18 protein-coding genes are annotated in these 24414 nt (G+C 62.3%); 5 read left to right on the forward strand and 13 right to left on the reverse strand.

The annotated features are described in order from the left end of the window. Position 1: 1 nt before the first annotated feature. Both HU715_RS26115 and HU715_RS26120 read right to left on the reverse strand, forming a co-directional pair. Entirely contained in the window at positions 2-862 is an 861-nt protein-coding gene (locus tag HU715_RS26115) for a MurR/RpiR family transcriptional regulator (RefSeq protein WP_186705940.1), read from the reverse strand. A gap of 21 nt (positions 863-883) precedes the next feature. Next, entirely contained in the window at positions 884-2233 is a 1350-nt protein-coding gene (locus HU715_RS26120; protein ID WP_186705939.1) for a GntT/GntP/DsdX family permease, read from the reverse strand. 402 nt (positions 2234-2635) lie between these two features. Here HU715_RS26120 and HU715_RS26125 point away from each other — a divergent pair, with 402 nt between their 5' ends. After that, the gene (locus HU715_RS26125) at positions 2636-4081 is read left to right on the forward strand and encodes a SulP family inorganic anion transporter (RefSeq protein ID WP_186705938.1); all 1446 of its coding nucleotides are present in this window, start codon (positions 2636-2638) and stop codon (positions 4079-4081) included. Between the two features lie 296 nt (positions 4082-4377). On the opposite strand, the gene HU715_RS26130 is transcribed toward HU715_RS26125, so the two are convergent. Both HU715_RS26130 and mdaB read right to left on the reverse strand, forming a co-directional pair. Further along, positions 4378-5289, reverse strand: a complete 912-nt coding sequence (locus HU715_RS26130; protein ID WP_186705937.1) for a LysR substrate-binding domain-containing protein — start codon at positions 5287-5289, stop codon at positions 4378-4380. 212 nt (positions 5290-5501) lie between these two features. Continuing rightward, positions 5502-6092 (reverse strand): NADPH:quinone oxidoreductase MdaB, encoded by a 591-nt coding sequence (mdaB, locus tag HU715_RS26135; protein WP_186705936.1) that lies wholly within the window; start codon positions 6090-6092, stop codon positions 5502-5504. Positions 6093-6293: 201 nt separating this feature from the next. Between mdaB and HU715_RS26140 the strand changes: the two genes are divergently transcribed. After that, entirely contained in the window at positions 6294-6608 is a 315-nt protein-coding gene (locus tag HU715_RS26140; protein ID WP_186705935.1) for a putative quinol monooxygenase, read from the forward strand. On the opposite strand, the gene HU715_RS26145 is transcribed toward HU715_RS26140, so the two are convergent. Next, positions 6598-7362 carry a sulfite exporter TauE/SafE family protein gene (locus tag HU715_RS26145; RefSeq protein WP_186705934.1) on the reverse strand — a complete coding sequence of 255 codons (765 nt, stop codon included), beginning with the start codon at positions 7360-7362 and terminating at the stop codon, positions 6598-6600. The two genes, HU715_RS26140 and HU715_RS26145, sit on opposite strands and share 11 nt — an antisense overlap. Before the next feature lie 215 nt (positions 7363-7577). On the opposite strand from HU715_RS26145, the gene HU715_RS26150 reads away from it, so the two are divergent. Then, complete coding sequence (locus tag HU715_RS26150) at positions 7578-8459, forward strand: LysR substrate-binding domain-containing protein (RefSeq protein WP_186705933.1); 882 nt, start codon at positions 7578-7580, stop codon at positions 8457-8459. A 97-nt stretch (positions 8460-8556) separates the two neighbouring features. Continuing rightward, a complete protein-coding gene (locus tag HU715_RS26155; protein WP_060739285.1) occupies positions 8557-8901 on the forward strand; it encodes a cupin domain-containing protein in 345 nt (114 codons plus the stop codon). Positions 8902-9092: 191 nt separating this feature from the next. Here the strand turns inward: HU715_RS26155 and mmsB are convergent, their stop codons facing one another. Both mmsB and HU715_RS26165 read right to left on the reverse strand, forming a co-directional pair. Next, the gene (mmsB, locus tag HU715_RS26160; RefSeq protein WP_053118202.1) at positions 9093-9980 is read right to left on the reverse strand and encodes a 3-hydroxyisobutyrate dehydrogenase; all 888 of its coding nucleotides are present in this window, start codon (positions 9978-9980) and stop codon (positions 9093-9095) included. Positions 9981-9990: 10 nt separating this feature from the next. Beyond that, positions 9991-11517 (reverse strand): CoA-acylating methylmalonate-semialdehyde dehydrogenase, encoded by a 1527-nt coding sequence (locus HU715_RS26165; RefSeq protein WP_186705932.1) that lies wholly within the window; start codon positions 11515-11517, stop codon positions 9991-9993. Positions 11518-11657: 140 nt separating this feature from the next. Between HU715_RS26165 and HU715_RS26170 the strand changes: the two genes are divergently transcribed. Beyond that, a complete protein-coding gene (locus HU715_RS26170) occupies positions 11658-12605 on the forward strand; it encodes a LysR family transcriptional regulator (protein WP_186705931.1) in 948 nt (315 codons plus the stop codon). Here HU715_RS26170 and yfiB read toward each other — a convergent pair. From yfiB to recC, 6 genes are all read right to left on the reverse strand, one after another. After that, positions 12602-13105 (reverse strand): outer membrane lipoprotein YfiB, encoded by a 504-nt coding sequence (yfiB, locus tag HU715_RS26175; protein ID WP_186705930.1) that lies wholly within the window; start codon positions 13103-13105, stop codon positions 12602-12604. The two genes, HU715_RS26170 and yfiB, sit on opposite strands and share 4 nt — an antisense overlap. 3 nt (positions 13106-13108) lie before the next feature. Beyond that, entirely contained in the window at positions 13109-14377 is a 1269-nt protein-coding gene (dgcN, locus tag HU715_RS26180; RefSeq protein WP_186705929.1) for a diguanylate cyclase DgcN/YfiN, read from the reverse strand. Beyond that, on the reverse strand, positions 14374-14949 hold the full coding sequence (yfiR, locus tag HU715_RS26185; protein WP_186705928.1) for a regulatory sequestration protein YfiR: 576 nt from the start codon (positions 14947-14949) through the stop codon (positions 14374-14376). Before yfiR ends, dgcN begins: the two co-directional genes overlap by 4 nt. A 138-nt stretch (positions 14950-15087) precedes the next feature. Continuing rightward, positions 15088-17178 (reverse strand): exodeoxyribonuclease V subunit alpha, encoded by a 2091-nt coding sequence (gene recD / locus HU715_RS26190; RefSeq protein WP_186705927.1) that lies wholly within the window; start codon positions 17176-17178, stop codon positions 15088-15090. Further along, on the reverse strand, positions 17175-20864 hold the full coding sequence (recB, locus tag HU715_RS26195; protein WP_186705926.1) for an exodeoxyribonuclease V subunit beta: 3690 nt from the start codon (positions 20862-20864) through the stop codon (positions 17175-17177). The genes recD and recB overlap by 4 nt, the downstream gene beginning before the upstream one ends. Beyond that, a complete protein-coding gene (recC, locus tag HU715_RS26200; RefSeq protein ID WP_186705925.1) occupies positions 20861-24313 on the reverse strand; it encodes an exodeoxyribonuclease V subunit gamma in 3453 nt (1150 codons plus the stop codon). Before recC ends, recB begins: the two co-directional genes overlap by 4 nt. Positions 24314-24414: the final 101 nt, after the last annotated feature.

The raw sequence follows: 24414 nt of genomic DNA on the forward strand, positions 1-24414 counted from the left end.
GTCAGTCTCCCAGCGGCAAATGATCGTCGCCACCGCGGTAATCGTCCAGGGCGAGTTTGACTCGCCGCAGGCGCTCTTGATTGTCTTCGGGGTGGGCCAGCGCCAGCTCGGTGGCGAGCACGTCGATGGCCAGCAGCATCCCGTAGCGCGCCGCCGTGGGTTTGTAGATGAAGGAAGTCTCGGCGCTTTGCAGGGGCAGCACGCAATCGGCCACTTCGGCCAGTGGCGAGTCGGCGCGGGTGATGGCGAGGATCGCCGCACCGTAGCCGCGGGCCAGTTCAACCGCACTCAACAGCTCCGGCGTGATACCGGTCAGTGAGCAGGCGATGACCAGATGCTGGTCGCTCAGCGAGGTGGCGGTGATGCGCATCATCACCGGGTCGCGGCAGGCGGCAATCGGGTAGCCAAAACGCACCAGCCGCACTTGCAACTCCTCGCCGCACAGCGCCGACCAGCCACCCAGGCCGAACGCATGGATCATCCGTGCCTTGCCGATCATCCTCACGGCATCGCCAAACCGCGACTCTTCGAACCCTGACAGATGTTGGCGCAGGGTCGCTTCGATATCGCCGACGATCTGTCCATAAAACGCCGACTGCTCCGGCGCGCCGGCCGGGTCGAGGAAACGGCTGCCGACGCCGCTGGCCTGGGCCAGTTGCAGGCGTAGGTCTCGCAGGTCTCGGCAACCGACGGTGCGGGCGAAGCGCGACAAGGTGGCGCTGCTGACTTCCGCCCGTTGGGCCAGTTCATCGAGGCTGGCGGAGGCTGCGAAGCCTACGTCTTCGAGCATCAGCCGGGCGATTCTTCCTTCGCCGGCGCTGAAGGAATCCTGACGGGCACGGATCTGGTAGAGGATGTCCATGACGGCTCCTTGCAGTGGCGGTCAAAGCACGCGCGCAAGCCCGAGGGTCAGGGCGAACGCGACCAGGGATATCAGTGTTTCAAGCACCGTCCAGGTCTTGAAGGTCTGCGTGACGGTCATATTGAAGTATTCCTTGATCAGCCAGAAGCCGCCGTCGTTGACGTGGGAAAAGATAACCGACCCGGCGCCGGTCGCCAGCACCAGCAGCTCGGGATGGGGATAACCCAGGCCAATCGCCACCGGCGCAACGATCCCCGAGGCCGTGGTCATCGCCACCGTGGCCGAACCCGTGGCAACCCGCATCAGCGCAGCGAACAGCCAGCCCATGACCAGCGGTGACAACTGGAATTCCTCGGCCAGGCCGACGATCTGCTGCGTGACCCCGGCGTCCACCAGGATCCGGTTCAAACCACCACCGGCGCCCACCAGCAAGGTGATGCTGGCGGTCGGCGCCAGGCATTCGTTGGTGAACTTGAGGATCGATTCGCGGTTGAATCCCTGGGCCAGGCCGAGGGTCCAGAAACTGAGGATGGTCGCCAACAGCAAGGCGATCACCGAGTTGCCGATGAACAGCAGGAACTGGTTGAAACCGCTGCCCGGCGTGGAGATGAGGTTGGCCCAGCCGCCGATCAACATCAGGATCACCGGCAGCAGGATGGTCCCCAATGTCACGCCGAAACCCGGCAGCTTGGCCCGCGGTTCACGGTCGAGGAATTGTCGCTCCAGCGGATTTTCGGCCGGCAGCTGGATGCGCGGCACGATGAATTTGGCGTACAGCGGGCCGGCGATAATCGCGGTGGGAATGCCGATCAGGATCGCGTACAGCAAGGTCTGCCCCACCGAAGCCTGGAACGCCTGCACCGCCAGCATCGCCGCCGGATGCGGCGGCACTAGCGCATGGACCACCGAAAGCCCGGCGACCATCGGCAGCCCCACCATCAGGATCGACACGCCCACACGCCGGGCGATAGTGAATGCGATGGGCACCAGCAGCACAAAACCGACCTCGAAGAACAACGGCAACCCCACGAGGAAGGCAATGCACACCATCGCCCAGTGGGCGTTGCGCTCGCCGAAACGTTCGATCAACGTCTGCGCCATGCGCTCGGCCCCGCCGGACTCGGCCATCATCTTGCCGAGCATGGTGCCCAGGGCCACCACCAGCGCGATGTGCCCCAGCGTCTTGCCGACACCCGCCTCGTACGCCCCCACCACACCCGACGGCGGCATCCCGGCCAGCAACGCCAGGCCAATGGAGACCAGGGTAATCACGATGAACGGATTGAGCCGGTAGCGCGCGATCAGGACGATCAGCGCGATGATAGCGATGGCCGCGTAGACCAATAGCCAATAACCGAAAGCAGGTGCCATGCGTTACTCCTCGAATGGGGTCACGTCGATGTGTTGTGAAACTCATAAATCATTTCGACGACGAATCTTCAAACCCGTTGAAAGTAATTTTCGCGCAGAGGTAAAACTTGTCGCTGACGGACAACGCGACACGGCGTTGATGAAAATCCGGCGCAAGATTTTCATCGTCCCTGTGGCGAGGGGATTTATCCCCGCTGGGCTGCGAAGCGGCCCTAAACCAACAGCCTCAGTTTTACTGACACAACGAGTTGCCTGGTTTGGGGCTGCTGCGCAGCCCAACGGGGATAAATCCCCTCGCCACAGACGGCTGGCCGCCCCGCACTCAATTCCGTACCATCCGCACCTGCTTTTTGCACCACTCCCCGGCAGCCGACGGTCCACCGGCGCCCAGTCAGGTAAATCATGAAACCAGCACGTCTTCGCGCCGACGCCCTCGCCGGCCTCACCACCTCTTTCGCCTTGCTCCCAGAGTGCATCGCCTTCGCCCTGGTGGCCCACCTCAATCCGCTGATGGGGCTGTACGGCGCGTTCATCCTCTGTACGCTGACCGCGTTATTCGGCGGTCGCCCCGGGATGGTGTCAGGCGCGGCGGGGTCGATGGCCGTGGTGATCGTCGCGCTGGTGGTGCAGCACGGGGTGCAGTACCTGTTGGCGACCGTGCTGCTGGGCGGGTTGATCATGATGGCGTTCGGGCTGTTGCGGCTGGGCAAGCTGGTGCGCATGGTGCCGCACCCGGTGATGCTTGGTTTCGTCAATGGCTTGGCCATTGTGATTGCGCTGGCGCAACTGGAGCATTTCAAGAATGACGGCGTCTGGCTGAGCGGCACCCCGCTCTATCTGATGGCCGGGCTGGTGGCGTTGACCATGGCCATCGTCTACCTGTTGCCGCGCCTGACCCGTAGCGTACCGCCGGCCTTGGTGGCGATCCTCGGCGTTGGCCTGGCGGTTTATCTGCTCGGTCTGCCGACCCGGACCCTGGGTGACATGGCCCACATCGCCGGCGGCTTGCCGACGTTTGCCCTGCCGGACATTCCCTGGAACCTGGAAACCCTGCAAATCGTCGCGCCCTATGCGGTGATCATGGCGATGGTCGGTTTGCTGGAAACCCTGCTGACCCTGAACCTGACCGATGAAATCACCGAGAGCCGCGGCTACCCGGATCGTGAGTGCGTGGCATTGGGCGCGGCCAACATGGCCTCTGGATTGCTGGGCGGCATGGGCGGTTGCGCCATGATCGGCCAGACGATGATCAACCTCAGTTCCGGCGGACGCGGGCGGTTATCGGGCGTGGTGGCCGGGGTGATGGTGTTGCTGTTCGTGTTGTTCCTGTCGCCGTTGATCGAGCGCATTCCGCTGGCGGCGTTGGTGGGCGTGATGTTCGTGGTGGCGCAGCAGACGTTCGCCTGGGCCTCGTTGCGGGTGGTCAACAAAGTGCCGGCCAACGATGTGCTGGTCATCATCGCAGTGACGGTCATCACGGTGTTCACCGACCTGGCCGTGGCCGTGCTCTGCGGGATCATCATCGCGGCGCTCAACTTCGCCTGGCAACAGGCCCGGGAGCTGTATGCCGACACCCATGAGGAGTCCGACGGCAGCAAGCTGTATCGCCTGCACGGCACGCTGTTTTTCGCCTCGTCGACGCCGTTTCTCAACCAGTTCGACCCGGCCAACGACCCGGCCCTGGTGACCCTCGATTGCCGTCACTTGCGCTTCGTCGACTACTCGGCCGTCGCCGCGCTCAAGACCTTGCGTGAGCGCTACAGCAAAGCGGGCAAGCACCTGCGCGTGTATCACCTGTCCGAGCGCTGCAAACAAATGCTCAAGCGCGCGGGCGTGCAGCACGACTGAAGCAACACCCACAGGGGGTTATAGGACTGATGAAGATAGAGTGATCACTGGCGATCAAATGTGGGAGCGGGCTTGCTCGCGAATGCGGTGTGTCAGTCTGCGCCAATGTTGCCTGACACACCGCTTTCGCGAGCAAGCCCGCTCCCACAGGTCCGATGTTTTACTGACGGATCACACCATCTCTTCAAGAATCCATGCCACCACCGACGTCCGCTTCGGTGCCCACCCCAGCCGCTCACGGGCGTTGTTGCCGCGCACACTCATTGCCCAAATCACTCATGTCTTGAAGTCACGAATCAACCCTTGAACTCCCGCGAGGCGTAGTCGGCGAGCTTGCCCTGGATGAAGTCCAGGAAACACTGGATCCGCAGGGCCAGTTGCGAATTGCGGTAGTACACCGCGTTGATCGGCTGGCGGTAGCCGCTGTTGGCATCGGCCAGCAGCACCTTCAGCCGGCCGGCGTGAATGTCGTCGCGGGTCATGAAGTCTGACAGGCAGGCAATGCCCTGTCCTTGCAGCGCCAAGTGACGCACGGTCTCGCCGCTGGACGCGCTGATGGCTGGCTGGATCGCCCAGCGATCACCGTGCGGGTGACGCAGCGGCCACTGGTTGAGGCCATCGTTCTGGGCAAACCCCAGCAGCGCATGCTCCGACAGTTCGGCAACGCTTGTGGGAGTGCCGTGCTGCTTCAAATAGGCCGGGCTGGCGAGGATGTGCAACGGGCTGCAACCCAGGGAGCGGGCGTGGAGCGTCGAGTCGATAAGGGTGCCGATGCGGATGGCGATGTCAGTGCTTTGCTCCAACAGGTCGATGATCAGGTCGTTGCTGTTGAGTTCGAGCTGGATGCCTGGGTAAAGGCGGCGGAATTCTTCGATGTGCGGCACGATGGCGTGCAGCATGAACGGCGAGGCCGCGTTGATCCGCAAGCGTCCTGAAGGATTTTTCTGGCGAGACGACAGGCGCTCTTCCAGCTCATCCATCTGGTCGAGGATGCCTTTGGCCTGTTCGAAGAAATACTTGCCCTCTTCGGTGAGGTCCATGCGCCGCGTGGTGCGGTTGATCAGCGTGGTATCGAGCTTGGCCTCCAGCCGCGACAACGTGCGGCTGACCGCCGACGGCGTCTGCCCGACTTGCTCGGCGGCGGCGGAGATGGATCCGCATTCGATCACGCAGACGAAAATCTGCAACTCGTCGGATCTGGCTTTCACAGACATCCTCTCGTGGAATGCACATCCGGTGTGAAGGATGCTTTTGTGGCGAGGGAGCTTGCTCCCGCTCGGCCGGGCCGGCGCTCCAGCGCGCAGCGGCCGCTTTTTGGGGGGGCTGCTGCGCAGCCCAGCGGGAGCAAGCTCCCTCGCCACAGAAGCCCGCTCGCCTTGGGTGCAGGATTGCGTTCGGGTAAGTCCCGATAGTATCTGGATTACCGCGAAAGGCCGAACACCTCGATCAAATGCCGCTCATACCGCGCCACATCTTCTTCGATGTTCGGGCGCTTCATCACATCCACGCACAGGAAGGTCGGCAGGCCGGTCATGCCGAGGAATTGATTGGCCTTGTGGAACGGGAAGTACACCGCGTCCACACCCTTGGCTTCGAAGAAATCGCTCGGGTCGTCGAAGGCTTGCTGCGGGGCGTTCCAGGTCAGCGACAACATGTACTGCTTGCCTTGGATCAGGCCGCCGCTGCCGTATTTCTGTGAGGCATCGGAACGGGTCCGACCGTCACTGGCGTAAAGGCTGCCGTGGCCTTCGGTGAAGACTTCGTCGATGTACTTCTTCACGGTCCACGGCGCGCCCATCCACCAACCTGGCATCTGGTAAATGATCACGTCGGCCCAGAGGAACTTGGCGACTTCCTCCTGGAGGTCGTAGCCGCCATCGATGAAAGTGGTTTTCACATCAAACCCGCCACGGTCCAGCACGCTGAGCGCCGTCTCGTGGAGGGTGGCGTTGTAGCGACCGTCGGAATGGGCGAATTGTTTGCCGCCGTTGAGCAACAGGATTTTTTTCATGGTGAGCCTCATCGGGTTCCACGGCGGGGGCCGTTGGCTGGCCGCCGCATGGAAAGATTGAAATTGATGGCGGCAGAGTACCGACGAGCTTCGCGCGGAATAAGCACCGCAACGGCAAAAGTGATTTGACCTATACGCAAGAATGAACGGTCGATTGTTGCCGTAAGCTTCGGCACTTCTTTTATTTCAGGAGCCCTCTCCATGAGCGAACTGCACGGTTTCATCCTGCACGCCAAGACCCGCCCGGAAAAAGCCGAGGCCTTCGAGGCGCTGTTCCGCGCCTACGTCGAACCAAGCCGTGCCGAGCCCGGCTGCATCGAATATCACATGCTGCGGGACCAACAGGATCCAACGCTGTTTATCTTCTATGAGATCTGGGCATCCCAGGCACACCTGGAGGTGCATTCGAACCTGCCGCATATGAAGCAGTTCTTCGAGCGACGCATGGACTATCTGGAGCGCGACTTCGACATCCGTCGCGTCGACATGCTCAGCCCGTCCTCGGCTAGCCGCTGACCAGCAGATGGCCGCCGAGCACACCGAGGCCGATGAAAAATACCCGTTTGAACAACACGGCGCTGATCCGCTGGCGCAGCCATTGCCCCAGCCACATCCCCAGCAGCGCCGGGGCCAGCGCCAGCAACGAAGCGCTCAATTCGCCCCCGCCCAGCTCGCCGCGCCACAACAGGCCGGCGGCCAGGGCCAGGGTCGAAACGGTGAATGACAGGCCCAGGGCCTGCACCAGTTCATCCTTGCTCAAGCCCAGCGCTTGCAGATAAGGCACTGCCGGAATGACGAACACACCGGTAGCGGAAGTGACGAGGCCAGTCAGCAACCCGCAGAGCGGAGCGATCCACGGCTCGGCATCGGGACCGACCCGCAACGTTGGCAGCCACAGGCCGCTCAGCGCATACAGCACCAACGCCCCGCCCAAGGCCCGCACCACCCAGGCCCCGCCTGTCATGCCGATCCACAGCGTACCGAGCCCGGTGCCAATAAAAATCGCGAGTAACAGCGGCCACAAGCGCCGGATCAATGTTTGCAGATGGCCACCGAACGCCAGTTGCCAAAGATTGGTCAGGGTCGCCGGAATGATCAGCAGCGCCGCAGCCTGCGCCGGCGCCATAGCCAGACCGAGCAAGCCCATGGAGATGGTCGGCAGGCCGAGGCCGATCACGCCCTTGATGGTGCCGGCCAGCAGGAAGGTGCCGATGACCAGTAAGGAAAGGGCCAGGCCTAGGTTTTGATAGAAAGCAATGAGTGTGTTCATGGGGCTATCGTGCGCCCCGGGGCTTGGCTTGAAAATCTGCCATATACTGAGGGTGCCTCTCTTTCAGCAAGAGGCTGGAAATTTTGTGCATGCTACTGGCGGCTTCGCGAGCAAGCCCGCTCCCACAGTTTGAAATGCATTCTCCCTGTGGGAGCGGGCTTGCTCGCGAAGGCGGCACACCAAACACCGCAGCACTTGAGACAGGATTCCCGCCCATGCACTTCGACCTCACCGACCTGCGCCTCTACCTGCACATCCTCGACACCGGCAACATCACCGCCGGTGCGGCCCGCAGCCACTTGTCCCTGGCCGCGGCCAGTGCGCGAGTCCGGGCCATGGAAGGGTCCCTGGGCATCGACCTGCTTGAACGCGGACGACGTGGCGTATCGCCCACGCCGGCTGGCAAGGCGTTGGCCGAACACGCCCGGCTCCTGCTGCAACAGGCCGAACGCCTGCAACAGGACCTGGCCGAATACGCCAAGGGGGTCAAAGGCCGGGTACGGCTGCTGTGCAACACCAGCGCCATGACCGAATACCTGCCCGAACTGCTGGCCGGCTTTCTCAAGACCCATCCCAACCTCGACATCGACTTGCAGGAGTTGCCCAGCTCACGGATCACCCATGCGCTGCGCGAGGGCGCGGCGGACCTGGGGATCGTTTCCGACGCGGTGGACACCGATGGCCTTCAGGCCTGGCCGTTTCGCGACGATCCGCTGGTATTGATCCTACCGAACGGACATCCCCTGGCTGACGGTCGAACCGTGCGTTTCAGCGAAACCCTCAGCCACGACTACGTCGGCCTGAACGCCGCCAGTGCCCTGGCGATCCACCTGGAAGAACAGGCCCTGCACATTGGCTCGCGCATGCAAATCCGCATTCGCGCCGAGGGTTTCGACGGGATGATTCGCATGGTGACCCATGGCGCAGGCATTGCCATCGTGCCGAAGGCGGCCGTCGATCGGCGACCGACCGAGCTATCGTACCAATGCGTCCCACTGCAAGAGGCCTGGACCCACCGGGCGCTGCTGCTGTGCGCCCGCAACTTCGAAGGTTTGCCCACCTACGCCAAGGCCCTGGCACGGCATCTGGCCGATTGATGCGCGTTTCTGGATAGCCCGATGTCGACTACAGACATCTATACGCCCATGCCGCGCGTTAGGGTGCCTGTTCTCTTCCGCCCCTTTCGGAGCTCACATGACCGCCCCCATCACCGTCCTGCGCGACACCCATCCGCTGCCCGTACTCGATGCCTGCAAATGGGAAAAACTCGAAGGCGACCCGCACACCGTCAACCTCAACGCCTACACCAGCGAAGACGGCAGCAAGATCATGGGCACCTGGATCTGCACACCGGGCAAATGGTATGTGGAATACGTGAAGTGGGAGTACTGCCATTTCCAGGAAGGCTACTGCATCATCACCCCAGAGGGCCTGGAGCCGATTCATCTGCGCGCCGGTGATATTTTCGTCATCGAACCTGGCATGAAAGGCACCTGGGAAGTGGTCGAGACCGTGCGTAAATATTTCGTCTTCGCCTGAAACAAAAAACCGAGAGACCACCCGACGTGGTCTCTCGGAAAACAACCGTGAAAATTTCACCGCTTCAGCACTGCCCTGTGGCGAGGGAGCTTGCTCCCGCTCGGTTGCGCAGCAACCGCCAACAAACAGGGCTGCTACGCAGCCCAGCGGGAGCAAGCTCCCTCGCCACACAAGCCTCTCGATTCACAGGTTTACTGCGGCTTGCGATAGCTGTTCACAATCGCCGAAAAGTCCTTGCCGCCCTCGCCCCGCTGGCTCATCGCCTGGTACAACTGTTGCGCCACAGCCCCCAGCACCACCGGCTGATGGGCCTGCCGCGCGGCTTCGGTCGCCAGGCCCAGGTCCTTGAGCATCAGGTCGGCGCCAAAGCCACCCGTATAGCCTCGGGACGCCGGGGCCGTTTCGATCACACCCGGCCATGGGTTGTAGGTGTCCGAACTCCAGCAGCGGCCCGTTGAGCTATTGATGATGCCGGCCAGCACTTGGGTGTCGATCCCCAAGGCATCGCCCAGGGCCATGGCTTCGCTGACGCCCACCATGGAAATTCCCAGCAGCAGGTTGTTGCAGATCTTGGCGATCTGCCCGGTACCGACTTCACCACAATGCACAATGTTACGACCCATTTGCGCCAGCACCGGCTGCAAGGTGGCAAACAACTCAGCCGTGGCGCCGACCATGAAGGTCAACGTGCCCGCCGCCGCGCCGCCAGTGCCGCCCGAGACCGGCGCGTCGGCCATCGCCACGCCTTGTTTCGCCGCGGCAGCCGCTACGTCACGGGCGGTTTGCGGATCGATGGTGCTGCAATCCACTGCCGGCGTGCCGGCGGCGATGCCGGCCAGCACACCGTCTTCACCCAGCCAGACACTGCGCACATGGGCGGCGGCCGGCAGCATGGTGATGACCAGTGCCGCGCCCTGGGCCGCGTCGCGCGGCGAGGCGCTGATGGTACCGCCCAATGCTGCCAGTTCGGCCAGTACCGCCTGGTTCAGGTCAAACAGGTTCAGCGAATGGCCGGCCTTGAGCAGGTTGCGCGCCATGGGGGCACCCATGTTGCCCAGGCCGATAAATGCGATGTTCATGTCCGGCTCCTTAACGCAAATTGATCGTGGTGTTCACACCGTCATTGACGCTGTCGTCATCGAACCAGCGCGCGGTCACGGTCTTGGTCTGAGTGTAGAACTGCACCACTTGTTTGCCGTACGGGCCGAGGTCGCCGAGTTTCGAACCGCGGGAACCGGTGAAGCTGAAGAACGGCACCGGCACCGGAATCGGGATGTTGATGCCCACCTGGCCGACGTCGATTTCGCTCTGGAATTTGCGCGCCGCCGCACCGCTCTGGGTGAACAGGCCCGTGCCGTTGCCGAATGGGTTGGCGTTGACCAGGGCAATCGCCTGGTCGAGGGTGTCGACTTCCAACACCACCAGCACCGGCCCGAAGATTTCTTCGGTGTAGATGCGCATGTCGGTGGTCACGCCGGAAAACAGGGTCGGACCGACAAAGTTGCCCTGCTCGAAGCCCGGCACGCTGATGCCACGGCCATCGAGCTCCAGCTTCGCCCCTTCCTTCACGCCACTCTCGATCAACTCGAGGATCCGCGCCTTGGCCCGCTTGGAAATCACCGGGCCGACATCCGTGCCCGGCTCGCTGCCGGCGTTGACCTTGAGCTTCTGCGCCAAGGCCTTGAGCTCCGGCAACCACTGCTTGGCCGCGCCCACCATCACCACCACGGAGGTGGCCATGCAACGTTGGCCCGCCGCGCCGAAACCAGCACCCACCAAAGCATTGAGGGTTTGTTCACGATTGGCATCGGGCAGCACCACGGCGTGGTTCTTGGCGCCCATCATCGACTGCACGCGCTTGCCGTGGCGACCCGCCAGGTCATACACGTGGGTACCCACCGCCGTCGAGCCGACGAACGAAACCGCCTTGATGTCCTTGTGGGTGCAGAGCGCATCCACCACATCCTTGCCGCCGTGCACCACGTTGAGCACACCCGCCGGTACACCGGCCTCGATGGCCAGCTCCACCAGCAGCATGGTCGACAGCGGATCCTGTTCCGACGGCTTGAGCACGAACGTGTTGCCGCAGGCGATGGCCATCGGGAACATCCACAGCGGAATCATCGCCGGGAAGTTGAACGGCGTAATGCCCGCACACACGCCGATCGGCTGGCGCAGCGTGTAAGTGTCCACGCCACCGGCGACGTTCTCGGCGAACTCGCCCATTTGCAGGGTACCGATGGAGCAGGCGTGCTCGACCACTTCCAGGCCGCGGAAAATATCGCCCTCGGCGTCAGCGATGGTCTTGCCCTGTTCGGCGCTGAGCACTGCGGCGATGCGCTTGGAATGCTCGCGAATCAATGCCTGGAGCTTGAGCATGATGCGCATCCGCGCGCCGATGGGCGTCAGTTTCCAGGTCTGGAACGCACGCTGGGCAGCGGCAATGGCGGCATCGACTTCCGCGGCCGTGGCGAACGGAACCTTCGCCAACACCTGCTGGGTGGCCGGGTTGACGATGTCGTGCCATTCGCTGGATTGGGATTCGACCCACTCGCCATCGATCAGCAGTCTGACGGTTTGCAGGGTGGTATCGCTGGGCGTAAGGGAAACGTTCATGCTGGCCTCCGGGATTGTTCTTATGAGAGAGCGCTGGTTCAGCAAAGACCAAGGTGCGCGAGCACGGTTGGTGATGAGACGGTTTTTGGAGTATAGATGTGCAAACTTCTAATAAGAATGCACATAAAAGCCGGTCCATCATGCAAAAAAACATCACCTCCCTGGGGTCGCTGAATTGGGACGACCTCAAGTTTTTCCTCGAAGTGGCCCGCACCCGCAAGGCCAGCACGGCCGCCAAGCGCCTGGCCGTCGACTACACCACGGTGTCGCGACGCATCAGCTCGCTGGAAGCCTCGTTGGGCACGCTGCTGTTCGAGAAATCCCGGACCAACGGTTTTGTCCTGACGGCCGAAGGCCAGCGCCTGCTGGGTTATGCCGAATCGATCGAAAGCACTTTGCACATGGCCTGCGAGCAGGTCTCGGGCTCTGGCGTCGCGTTGTCCGGCCACGTCCGCATGGGCTGCACCGAAGGCTTCGGCAGCTTCTTCATCACCCCGCAGTTGAGCCACTTCGTCGACGCCTACCCAGCCATCTCGGTGGACATCCTGCCGCTGCCACACTTCATCAGCCTGTCCAAGCGCGAGGCCGACATCGTCATCGCCCTCGAACGCCCCGAACACGGCCCGTATGTATGCTGCAAATTGTGCGACTACCGGCTGCAGCTCTACGCCACCCAGCCTTACCTGGACAATCACCCACCGATCCAGCGCCCGGCCGACCTGGCCAGGCACTCATTCATCAGCTACGTGGATGACCTGGCGTTCAGTTCCGAGTTGCTCTACCTGGCCAACGTCCTGCCCGGCGCCAATGCCCACCTGCGCAGCACCAGTGTGATCGCGCAATTCGTGGCAGCGCAGCAAGGCCGCTCGCTGGCGATCCTGCCCTGCTTCCTCGCCGCCCAGGATCCACGGCTGTTGCCGGTGCTGCCGGAGGAAATCAACGTCACCCGGCAGTTCTGGATGTACTGCCGGGAGGACCTGCGCAAGCTCAAGCGAATTACGCTGTTGTGGGATTACATCCGCGAGGTGACTGAACAGAACCGGCCACTGCTGATGGGCGACAGCCGGGAGATGGTATTCGCCGACTAGTCGGCGATGACCACGATGGCGACGCGGCGGTTTTCGGTGCGGCCGCTGGCGGTGTCGTTGGAGGCGACCGGTTTGCTGCTGCCCAGGCCACGCAATTGAACATTCTCTTCGCGCATGCCAACGCTGGTCAGCACCTTGCTCACGCTCGCGGCCCGACGCTTCGACAGTTCTTCGTTGTAGGCCTGTGAGCCCGATGCGTCGGTATGACCATCGACGCGTACCCGCTCGATGCCCGCCCCCAGCAGCGCCTTGCCGATGCGCTCGACGATTTCGGTACTGGCGGGATTGAGGTTTTCCACATCGCTGCCAAACAGCACCTTGCCCGACAAACCGAAGGCCCAGCCATCGTCGGTCAATTCGAAACCTTGCTGCTTGAGTACGGCAATCTGCGCCGGGGTCAGGCCTTTCGGCGGTGCCGTCTGGCAACCGCTCAGGGCCACGACGGCAAGCAGGAAAAGCGCCGCGAACCAGCGCAGGGAAAATGAGGGATATGAACGCACGAGTCAGCTCCTGGTTTGAAGATCAGCGACGGAGTGATCCGACCCCGCCGTATGTTGACCGCCTCGGGCGAGGCGTTTGACTTGATACATGGCCGCATCGGCGGCGTGGAGCAGGGTGCCCGGTGTGGCACCATCATCGGGGTAAACGGCAATGCCAATACTGAGGGAGGTCAACACGGAGGCGTTGCCGGGCAATTGAATCGGCATTTCCATGCTGGCGATGATCTTTTCAGCGATCCGCTCGGCGTCCTCGGCCTTGTGCAAGGGCGCCAGCAGCACGGCGAATTCGTCGCCCCCCAAGCGCGCGACCAAGTCATCCTCGCGCAACTGCGCCCGGACCCGGGTCGCCACGGCCGTCAGCACCGCGTCGCCGGCGGCGTGGCCGAAATTGTCATTGATGCCCTTGAACCGATCACTGTCCAGGTACAGCACGGCCACTTGTTCATTGAGCTTGCTGGCATTGCGCAAGGCGCGAATCAGCCGGCCCTCGAAAAATGCCCGGTTCGGCAAGCCGGTCAAGCTGTCGTGGCTGGCCTGGTGGGCCAGGGTTTCGTTTTCGCTTTGCAGGTGGGTCTGCCAGGATTCCAGTTCATCGAGCAGTGCGTTGAAGTCATTGGCCAGATTATCCAGTTCGGCGATGGCGGCCGGCGGCACGCGTCGGTCCAAGGCTCGTTCACTGCGGGCCGCATGGGCCACCTCGGCCAGGCTGCGCAGCGGCCCGGTGATCGCCCGCAACTGCCGCCGCGCCAGGTAAAGCGCCACCCAGGCACTCACCGCCGTGCACAGGATGATCCCCGCCAAACCGCTGAGCAAAAAGCGCAACAGGCTGCCGCCATGTCCCGCCAACACGATGCGACCGATGTTCTGCCCTTGGTGAACGATCGGCAGGCTGATGGGCTTTTCCAGGAATGCCTTGGCAATGTGCACTTCCAGTTCCGACAACAGGCCGGTTTGCGGGCGTTGCCAGCGCGCCAACAGACGGCCATGTTCATTGAACACCTCGGCATCGGCGACCTCCTCGGTGGAGGCGATCAAGGCCAGTGCCTCGGTGGCCGCGGCCGAATCATCGAAGACCACGGCGGCTTCCACGGTGTAGTTGATCGAACGGGCGATCAAGTGCAGGTTGTGATCCGCATAGACTCGCAGCGCCAACAACCCGAGCAAGGTCAGGGACACACTGGCCATGGAAATAGCCACCAATGCGACGATCAGATGACCGCGACCGATGACCGAGCCCAGGGTGGGACGGACCCTTGGTTTGCTCTGCTTCATGGGGTTGCGGACCTGCGGCGGGAAAGTTGCAGCACACTCGGATGGATGCGCACGCCACTGCGTGCCACGGAATCGAGGTTGACCTCGAAAGACACTTGTTCATCACCTACCCGCAGGCAGAACAGGCTACCCACGGTGCACTGGTCGCCGCCCTCACTGATGCTCAACACGGGCTTGCCGATCAAGGACGCAAACAGACGGGTGTGCTCATCGTTGGTCAGCCTGCCGACGTAGACCGCGTTGCACTCAGTGGCGATATTGGGATGATCGGCCAACAACCGCTGCACAATTACCGGCCGCCCCGTGGCCTGGGTGGTGCCCTTGACCAGATCGTCGGTGTATTGGGTCGGCCCGACGATGCACAGTTGCAACTGGGTGGGTTCCACAGGCCAGCGGGCATAGCTGAGAATGCCCAAGACCACTTGGGTCACCGCTTCGGCCCGCTGTTCGGCCTGGGTCGTGGTGGCCTGCTCCTGGGCAACCGCGACAGGCAACAGCAGACACAAAAGGCCGGCAAGCAGAATATGCCCCCAGCCCTTGCTGCGCACTGCCTCCCCTACAGGCACTTCCATGGAAATCTCTTGATCCAGACGATAAGTGCCGGAACGATAGCACAGTGCCAAAAAGCCAGCGAGACAGCGTGTTACGTAGGCTGGGGAGCGGAACAGGCCAAGTTGCCACAAGGGCATGAATCCTTGAAAGCTGATGGTTCAGTCAACCTGCTCCAACGCCAGCATCAAACCGCTCAAGCGCTTGACCTTGCGCCCGACCGCCTCTTCGAAGACTCCCGCCCGCGGTTCGATCAGGCTGAACCATTGCTTGCCCCGGGTAATGGCGGTGTACACCAATTCCTTGGTCAAGACCGGGTTGAGCGCATCCGGAAGGATCAACGCGGTATGGGTGAATTCCGAGCCCTGGGATTTGTGCACCGTCATGGCATACACGGTCTCTACGTCGTTCAGGCGGCTGGGCAGGACGAAACGCACGCCGCCCTGGCCGTCATTGCGCGGGAAAGCGACCCGCAGGACCTGCTTGCCGGCATCCGGCCCGTCACGCTCGGGGAGCTTGAGAGCAATGCCGATATCACCGTTCATCAACCCCAGTCCATAGTCGTTACGGGTCATCAGTACCGGACGGCCTTCGTACCACTGGTGATCGCTATCGATAAGGCGGGCCTTGAGCAATGCGGCGGTGATTCGCTGGTTCAGTCCTTCGACGCCCCACGGGCCTTTGCGCACCGCGCAAAGCAATTGGAATTCGTCGAAGGCCGCCAGGACCTCACGGGCCCAATCGGCCCAGCAACGATCTTCCAATGGCTGAAAAATGGCCGGACGGCGCTGCCGCAGCAGGCTCAGGTAATGCCGATAACCCTTGGGTCCTTCTGGCTTGCCGTCGAGTAACAGTTTTTCCAGCTTCGTGTCGTGTTCACCCGCCAATTTCAAGGAAAACAAATCGACGTACTGCCCGTTAACCAATAATTGGCGGGCTTTCTCTGGCTGTTGCTGGTTGACCGAACGAGCGAGCTGACCGATCCCACTGCCTTCGCCGAAGCGCCGGGAATGCCTGAGCATGACCACTTGCTGTGCCAGGGGATGAGTGCCGTCGAGGTCTTGCAGCAGGTCACTGGCCGCCAGGTTTTCCCCACTGACCGACTCCAGCCAGGCACGGGTCTGGGGGCTGTACCAGCCGTCCTCGGCGTCTCGACACAAATCCCCCAGCACCGCACCGGCTTCCACCGAGGCCAACTGGTCCTTGTCCCCCAGCAATACCAACCGTGCATGGGCCGGCAGTGCATCCAGCAGATTGGCCATCATCTCCAGGTCGATCATCGACGCTTCATCGACCACCAGCACATCCAGCGGCAAGCGATTGCCTGCATGGTGACGAAAATGCCGAGTGCCGGGACGACTGCCCAGCAATCGATGGACCGTCGTGACGTCGCAGGGAATGCAGCCGCGCACAGCCTCATCCAGGGTTCGGACCTGCTGGCTGATGGACTCGGTCAGGCGCGCCGCCGCCTTGCCCGTGGGCGCAGCCAGGCGAATCCGCAGCGGCTTCCCGGCCTCGACGGCCGGAGCCTGCAACAGGGCCAGCAGACGCACAACGGTGGTGGTCTTGCCGGTGCCCGGGCCGCCGGTCACGATGCTGAAGGCCCCACGGGTCGCTAGCGCGCAGGCCAGTTTCTGCCAATCGATCGGGCCGCTGGCGTTGGCCGGCCCGAACAGCCCGTCCAAACGCTCGCGCAGGTCACCGGGCGCCGCTTCCTGCTCGATCAACCGTTGGCGCAACGCCTCGTCGATCCGCCGTTCATACCCCCAGTAGCGACGCAGATAAAGACGTTTGCCAGACAGTACCAAGGGACGTTGCTGCGCCTCTTCGCTCTCGTCCACAGCCAAGGCCACCAGCCGACTGGACGCCAGGGCCTTGCACCAATGGGCGCCGTCGAGCGTCTGCAATATTTGCGAGGGCAGCAACATCGCGCCTGTCTGCGGATCACCCTCGGGGGGCAGCGACAGGGCAAAGTCCGGTTCCTTGAGGGTCTCGAATATATCCAAGCAAACGTGCCCGTGGCCCAACTGATGGCTGGTCAGCGCAGCGGCGAGCAGGACCAATGGATCATCGTCGGGCGCCAGTTCATGGAGGAACGCCACGAAGGCCTTGTCCAGGGCACGCAGCCAGCCGCGCTCGACCCAGCGCGTCAGCAACAACAGCAGGTCCTGTGCCCGGCTCAAGGGGGCCAGGTCAACCAGGCTTTCATCGTCGGACGCCTTGGGCAGCAGGTCGGCAAAGGAACGACTCATAGCAATTCTCCCTGTACCCACGCCGGCTCAGCCTTGGGCTCTGGCGCGCCCTGGAACAGCCGATCCAGCTGTTCGATCAAGGCCCGTGGCGGCTTGGTGAAATACACGCCCTGGCTTGTCGAGCGGGTCCCACGAAGGAACAGGTACAGCGCGCCGCCGACGTGCCGGTCGTAGTCATAATCGGGAAGCCGAGCCTTGAGCTGGCGATGCAGGGCCAACAGGTACAGCACGTATTGCAGGTCGTAGCGATGCTCCAGGATCGACTGTTCCATGGCCTGTACGGTGTAGGCCATGTCATCGACACCCAGCCAGTTGGACTTGTAATCGGCCACGTAATACCGGCCGTCGTGCTCGAACGTCAAATCGATGAACCCCTTGAACATGCCGTTGAGCAGCACCGGCTCCGCCGCGACGCGGGCGACACCGCCATGGGTGAACCGGCAAACCAGTTGATCGAGCTTTTGCACATCGACCTTGTGGCTGGCGAACCAGAACTCCATCTCGACCTGGAACCGGGTCAATTGTTCGAGCACCACCGGCGCCTGGTCGCTGCCGACGGGCATGGGCATTTTGATCAAGTGCTGCAGCCAGTCGCTCAGCGTGGAGATCCAGCCTTTCCAACCTCGGCGATTGCAGCGTCGGGCAATGGCATCCTCGATATCTGCCGGCGCGGATGAAAATTCTTCCCCGGCAGCCCACTCCAGCAGGCCATGGAGAAAAGTGCCGGGGCTGGGTCCACGAGGAAAGCGGTGGATATCGCCGCCGACGGCGATGGTCTCCCTGGGCGCGTCCGGGTCAAGACGCTCATCGTCGAACAGTTTCTGGGCCTGTGGATTCTCCGGCGCGGTATCGCTGCCTTCGCTCAGGCTTTCGCCGATGCGCAAGGCGCTGTAGGAGGCGATCCACCAATTTTCGCTGGCTTTTCGCAAGGGCACCAAGGGTTCGAGTAACACAGCGTCGTTGCGTGGCGGCCGATAGTGTTCGTCGGTAGGTTCGGGCATGGGCTGGCAGTTCACCGCGACGCTGCCGTGTTGCAGGTCTTCCAGCCAACGCCTCAGCTCCACTGATTCGGTCAGCGGTGCACCACCGCCCAACAGATAACCCAGCGCGGACACATGCAGGATCGAGCTGTTGTTATTGCCCCGCTTGAGGTCCGCGACACCCAGCCAGCAGGCATGTTGTGCGCGGGTCAGTGCCACGTAGAGCAGCCGCAGATCCTCGGCCAGTCGCTCGTCATCGGCCTTGGCGATCAATTCGGCGGTGGGCTTGAGGCTGATCTGCGCCTTGTTGGCCTCGTCGTGGTAATGCAACGGCAATCGACTGCCATCCACCGGTTTCGTCGAGCAGATGAAGGGCAGGAAAACCAACGGATACTCAAGCCCCTTGGACTTGTGGATCGTGACCACCTTGACCAACTGCTCATCGCTTTCCAGGCGCAGGATCTGTTCTTCTCCCGCCTGTCCGGACAAGGCCAGGTGCTCGGACAAATGCCGGATCAAGGCTTGTTCGCCATCCAGCTCGCCGGCGGCCTGCTGCAACAGTTCGCAAAGGTGCAGCAAGTTGGTCAGCACCCGCTCGCCATCGCTGCGCGTCATCAGGGCCTGGGGCAATTCGAAATCATGCAGCAAGCGCCGCAACATCGGCAGCACGCCCTGGCTGCGCCAGACTGTGCGATAACCGCGAAACTGCATGACCCGGGCTTCCCAGGCCAGTTCATCCTGATTGAGACGCTCCAGCTCCGTCAGCGGCAGGTTCAACGTGATGCTGGCCAGCGCTGCCCGTAGCGGTCGCTCCACATCCGGCTCGGCGCAGGCCTTGAGCCAGGTCAGCAAATCCCGCGCCTCTTGCGAAGCAAAGACCGAATCCTTGTCGGAGAGATAGACACTGCGCACGCCCCGCGTGGACAACTCGTCGCGCACGGCCTGCGCCTCTTTACCGTCGCGCACCAGGATAGCGATATCCGCCGGGCGCAACCCGCGCAGCGTTTCGCCATCGATGGTGAAGCCGTCGCGCCCCGACTGCCCGCCGTTGAGCAATGCCGTGATTTCACTGGCGCAGGCGGCTGCCATGGATTGCCGATACACCGCACCGGAGAGCGGCTGATCCGACGACAGGTGCCAGATGTTCAGCGCCGCAACGGCGTGCCCTGCCACCTGCAAGGACTCCTTGCGGCCCTGGGACTCAACGGACAGGAACGGCACCGGGTTCTCGCCCGAGGGCTCACGGAACAGAAAGGCCCCACGCCCCTTCGGGCGGGACTCGGCCTTCTGGAAAATATGGTTGACCGCCCCCACCATGGCATGGCTGGAACGGAAGTTCGTACCCAGCGTATGCAACCTGCCGGCCGTGGCCTCGCGAGCGCGCAGGTAGGTGTAGATGTCGGCACCGCGAAAGGCGTAGATCGCTTGCTTCGGATCGCCGATCAGGAAAAGTCCGGTCCCGGGGTCGTTGTCTTCAATACGGTAGATACTTTCGAAGATCCGGTACTGAACCGGGTCGGTATCCTGGAACTCATCGATCAGCGCCACCGGAAACTGCTCGCGGATCAGGCTCGCCAGGCGCTCGCCCCCGTCGGCCTGCAACGCCGCGTCGAGACGCAGCAGCATATCGTCGAAACCCATTTCGGCGCGGCGACGTTTCTCCGCTTCGAAACGCGCCCCGACCCATTGCGCGGCATGCTGCAGCACGGCGGCATCAGGTGTGGGCAACGCATCCAGGCTGGCCTTGAGACCGGCCATGGCCTCCAGCCCGGGATGGTTGGGCACTTCGCCTTTCCAGGCTTCGGCCATGCCCTCGGGCGTCAGGCGCGTGAACCCGGTGCCGATATCCAGCAGCTCATGGCTTTCGTCATCGACCCAGGCGGTGATTTTCTGAAACCACGGCTCGAAGTAACGCGCCTGCATCTTGCGTCCATCAACAGACTTGCTGGCGACGCCTTGCTGGCAGATCTCCAACAGCTCCACTGCCCATTGCCGCCACGGCGCCTTGAGATCGAGCAAGGCGGCACTACGCTCCTGCAACGAGGCGGCGATTAGCTCGGCAGGCTCAAGCCCGTCAGCGTTGCCAGGCTCGCTGGAAAACAACCCCCTCACCCGTGGCAACAGCGCCGCTGGACCTCCCCAATGGGTACGCACCCAATTCAGCGCCTCGCCTTGCATCGAATAGCAGAACAACCGCCAATAATCGCGCAATACCTCGCCCAGCAATTCGCTGTGGTCGGTTTCCAGGGTCTGGGTGAACAGGCTGCCGCTGTCGAAGGCATGCTCACGCAACATGCGCTGGCACCAGCTATGGATGGTCGAGACGGCCGCTTCGTCCATCCACTGCGCGGCGATGTCCAGTCGATTCGCACAGCCAGGCCATTGCTCAGCACTGAATTCATCGCGCAATGCGCCGATCAGTAAATCCGGAGCTGGAATCTCATCGCGAAAGAAACGTGCGGCTTCGGCCAGACGGGTGCGAATTCGTTCACGCAACTCCTTGGTGGCGGCGTCCGTAAAGGTCACGACCAGGATTTGCGGCGGAAGCAGTTCGCGGCCAAAACCGGACGCCGAACCGCCGTGCCCTAGCACCAGGCGCAGGTACAGCGCCGAAATGGTGAAGGTCTTGCCGGTACCGGCGCTGGCCTCGATCAGTTGGCTACCCCGCAGCGGGAAAGCCAGGGCCAATGGTGCCTGCTGACTCATGAACGGGCCTCCTCGCTGACCAATGAACGCCACGGGGCTTCGAGCAATGGTCGGTAAAGCGCATCGCACCAGTCGGGGAATGTTTCGTCAGCCATCAAGCCTGCGAAATCAGGAAACTGTCGAGCCAAGGCCGGGTTTTCCCGCCGTTCGCCCTCGAACGTCTGTCCGTCGCCCTCATAGGCTTTGCGCGCCGCGGCTTCGGCCTTGAGCAGATCACTCTGGCCGAGCCAGGCGAACGCCGTCTTCACCGCGATCGGTAGCGGCTGGCGCATACCGGCCTGCCAAGCCTGCAATAGGTCGCCAAGCATTTTTTGTGCGACGGGCTCTTCAAAAGGTGACAACAGCAAGCTGTCATCACTGGCCACCAGCGCCGTGGTCAACGACAAGCCGTTAGCGCAGGCCACGAGATGATTGACCCAGGGCCGTATCAGGCGATGCCACTTGCGGGTCTTGGTGGAGCCGATGCTGTTGGGTATGGCGGTGATGGCGAGAACCGAACCGTCGGAGCGTTGGTGCAGGCCACTGAGCCACCCTTCGACACTCACTCCCTGCAATTGCAGGCTGACCGGCACAGCACTGATCAGCGGTGTGGGCCACAACGCCAGAAGCTGTTGGTAGCGCTGGAGCAGATCCGGCAAAGGTTCGATCAATTCGCGCTGCATGCACTCACCGAACCCGGCCATCGGCAACAGCCCGCTGTTCTGGAGCCTCTGGGCATGGGCGGCCAAGGCCAGGTCCGGCTGGTCCAGGCGTACCAGGGCGGCCTCGAGCAGGCTGTCGCTCAGGGTGTAGCGTTGCAGCGCGTCGAGCACGAAAGGTTCGTCATCGGCCAGAGGTGCTTCGATGGCGTCGAAGAACACTTTCAGCCGCTGGCTGAAGAAATGGCGGACGGGGTTGCGCAGGAAGTCCTGCAACTGACCGAGGCCCAAGGGCTCCTCCTGGACGTAGGGTTCCAGCACCTGGGTTTTGTCAGTGTCATCGGAGATGTCGTGGAGCATTCGCCATTCGCTCGCGTAACTGAACAGCTCGTCTCCTTGATGGAAATAACGCGCGCTGAACGGTTGCAGCGGATGCTCCTGAGTCAGGGCATCGAGGAGAGGCTTGCTGTCATCGGTCAACCGCCAGCCATTGGCGAGGTGATCGCGCAGTTGGCCGATCAATACCGATGCCGGCCGCTCGCTGTTATCGCGGATACTGCGTCCCACCCAACTGATATAGAGCTTTTCCCGGGCCGAGAGCAGCGCTTCCAACAACAGGTAACGGTCGTCCTCACGGCGAGAACGATCGCCCGGGCGATAATCGCCGCCCATCAGATCGAAATCCAAAGGCGGTTGGGCTCTTGGGTAATCACCATCATTCATCCCCAGCAGGCACACCAACTTGAAGGGGATCGCACGCATTGGCATCAAGGTGCAGAAATTGACGGCTCCGGCCAGGAAGCGTTGGGACAGTCGCCCCTGATCCAGCCCGGCCAACCACGCTTCACGCACCACCGTCAGCGGCAGTTCATCGTGCAGCCCTACCGACTCACAGGTTTCCAGCCAGGTTTCACGCAAGTCCTCGAGTTGGGCCAGCAGATAGTCGTCATGCTCGTTACTCGCCTGGAAGAACAACCGCATCAGATCGTGCAGACGCGAACCCCATTGCTGCGGCGACGCTGGCTGGGTGAGTTCCTGGTGGGCGACTTCCAAGGCATCCAGCAAAGCAACCAGCGGACCGATCAGCGCCGCGTCCAGGCCACCGATCTCGTCATAGGGTTCGATGCCGTCATAGGCCTGCGAGCTGCCGACAGCGTACCCCAGCAACATGCGCCGCAAGCCGAAATGCCAGCTGTTCTGCTCAAGCTCAGCGGGCAAGCCCAACCCGGCGCGGTGTTCGGCACTCATTCCCCAGCGAATTCCCGCCCCTTCGATCCAGCGATGCAATGTCGGCAGGTCGGCCTCATCAATACCAAACCGTTCGCGCAACGCCGGGACATCCAGCAGATCGAGGATTTCGCTGACTGGGAAACGACTGTCCGGCAGCTTGAGCAAATGCTCGACGGCGATCAGCAGTGGATCACGTCCGCGCTGGCCCTGGTCGGTCAGCGTGAATGGAATGAAACGCGGGTCACTCCTGTCGAGCTGGCCGAACACCGCGCGAATGTGTGGCGCATAGCTGTCGATGTCCGGGACCATGACGATGATATCCCGTGGGCGCAATGTCGGATCCGCACTGAAATGGGCCAGCAACTGGTCATGGAGAATTTCCACTTCACGCTGGGCGCCGTGGGCCACATGAAAACGGATCGAGCCGTCTCGTTCCGTGTCGACGACGGGCCAGTGTTCCCGGGTTTCATTCAGGGGGCGCAGTTCCAGGATGTCATCCTGCAACTGGCTGAGAAGGGTCGTCGCGGTCCCGTCAGTGAACAGGTCGATCCGCCCGTCGCGAAATACCGCGCGATAGCTGTTGGGGTCATCGTAGCTGTCGAGCAGGTTGATATAGTCGCGCCCCTGCTTGCCCCAGGCGGCCAATAACGGATGGGCATGTTGATGCAGGATTTGTGGATCGAGGACGGCGGGCATGCCGGTCTTGCGTGCTTGGCGCTTGTATTGATGACGTAGCAAGTCCTTGTCGGCAACGATGTCCGCCCAATGGTGGCGACACGGGTTATGCACGCAGAGTAGAACCTGGCTGAACCGGGAAAGACCGGCGAGCGCCTCGAGGACTTGGGCAGGCAACGAGGAAATACCGAACACGATGACTCGCGCGGGCAAGCCTTTCGGAGCTGCTTCCAGGTTGGTGATACGTTCGATATAGCGCTGGTGGACGCCTGCGCGGCTTTGCGCCATGCCTTGTTCCCCCACATCCAGCAACAAGGCTCGCCACAGTTCCGCTTGCCAGCAATTCGCCGGCGCGAGCGGCTTGATTTCACCTCGGACATTTCGAGTCTGGTGTCGACCCTCAGCCCAGTCCTCAAGCCAGTCGGCCCGGTACACCTGGTATTGGTCGAACAGATCGGCAAGGCGCTCGGACAGTTGATAGCGCTTGCGCAAGTCGGTGTCGTGGGTAAGGAATCGTCGTAGAGGTTCGAAATGCGGTTGCTCGATCAGTTGCGGCAGCAGGCGCATCAGGCGCCAGGTTAGCGGAGCCTTGTCCAGCAGCGACTTGGCCGGAATCTGATCACGCCCCAGGACCATTCGATAGAGCTGCCACATGAAGCTGCCTGGCAGTTGCACATCAATAGCCGCCGCGATACCGCAGCCGCCGGAATCATCATCTTCCGGGTCTTCAGCCAGTGCGAGCTTGAGCCATTGGGCAATACCATTGCTCTGTACCAGCGCGATTTCATTTTCAAGGGGTGCCAGCGGATAGCGCCGCATCAGGCTGATCACCAGGCTGCGCAATTCATCAAGGCGATTCCCGTGAACCACCATGAAAGCAGGGCTGAGGGACGTTGCGTCCGGCATGAAAGGCATCCTTGAAAATGCAAAAGCTAGGACAGAACCTTAGCACTGTCGGGGGACTGTGACAGCCGGGAGCAGTCCGAGCTTGTCGTAAGAACTTTCCT

This window comes from Pseudomonas zanjanensis, from assembly GCF_014268745.2.
GTDB classification, from domain to species: Bacteria; Pseudomonadota; Gammaproteobacteria; order Pseudomonadales; family Pseudomonadaceae; genus Aquipseudomonas; species Aquipseudomonas zanjanensis.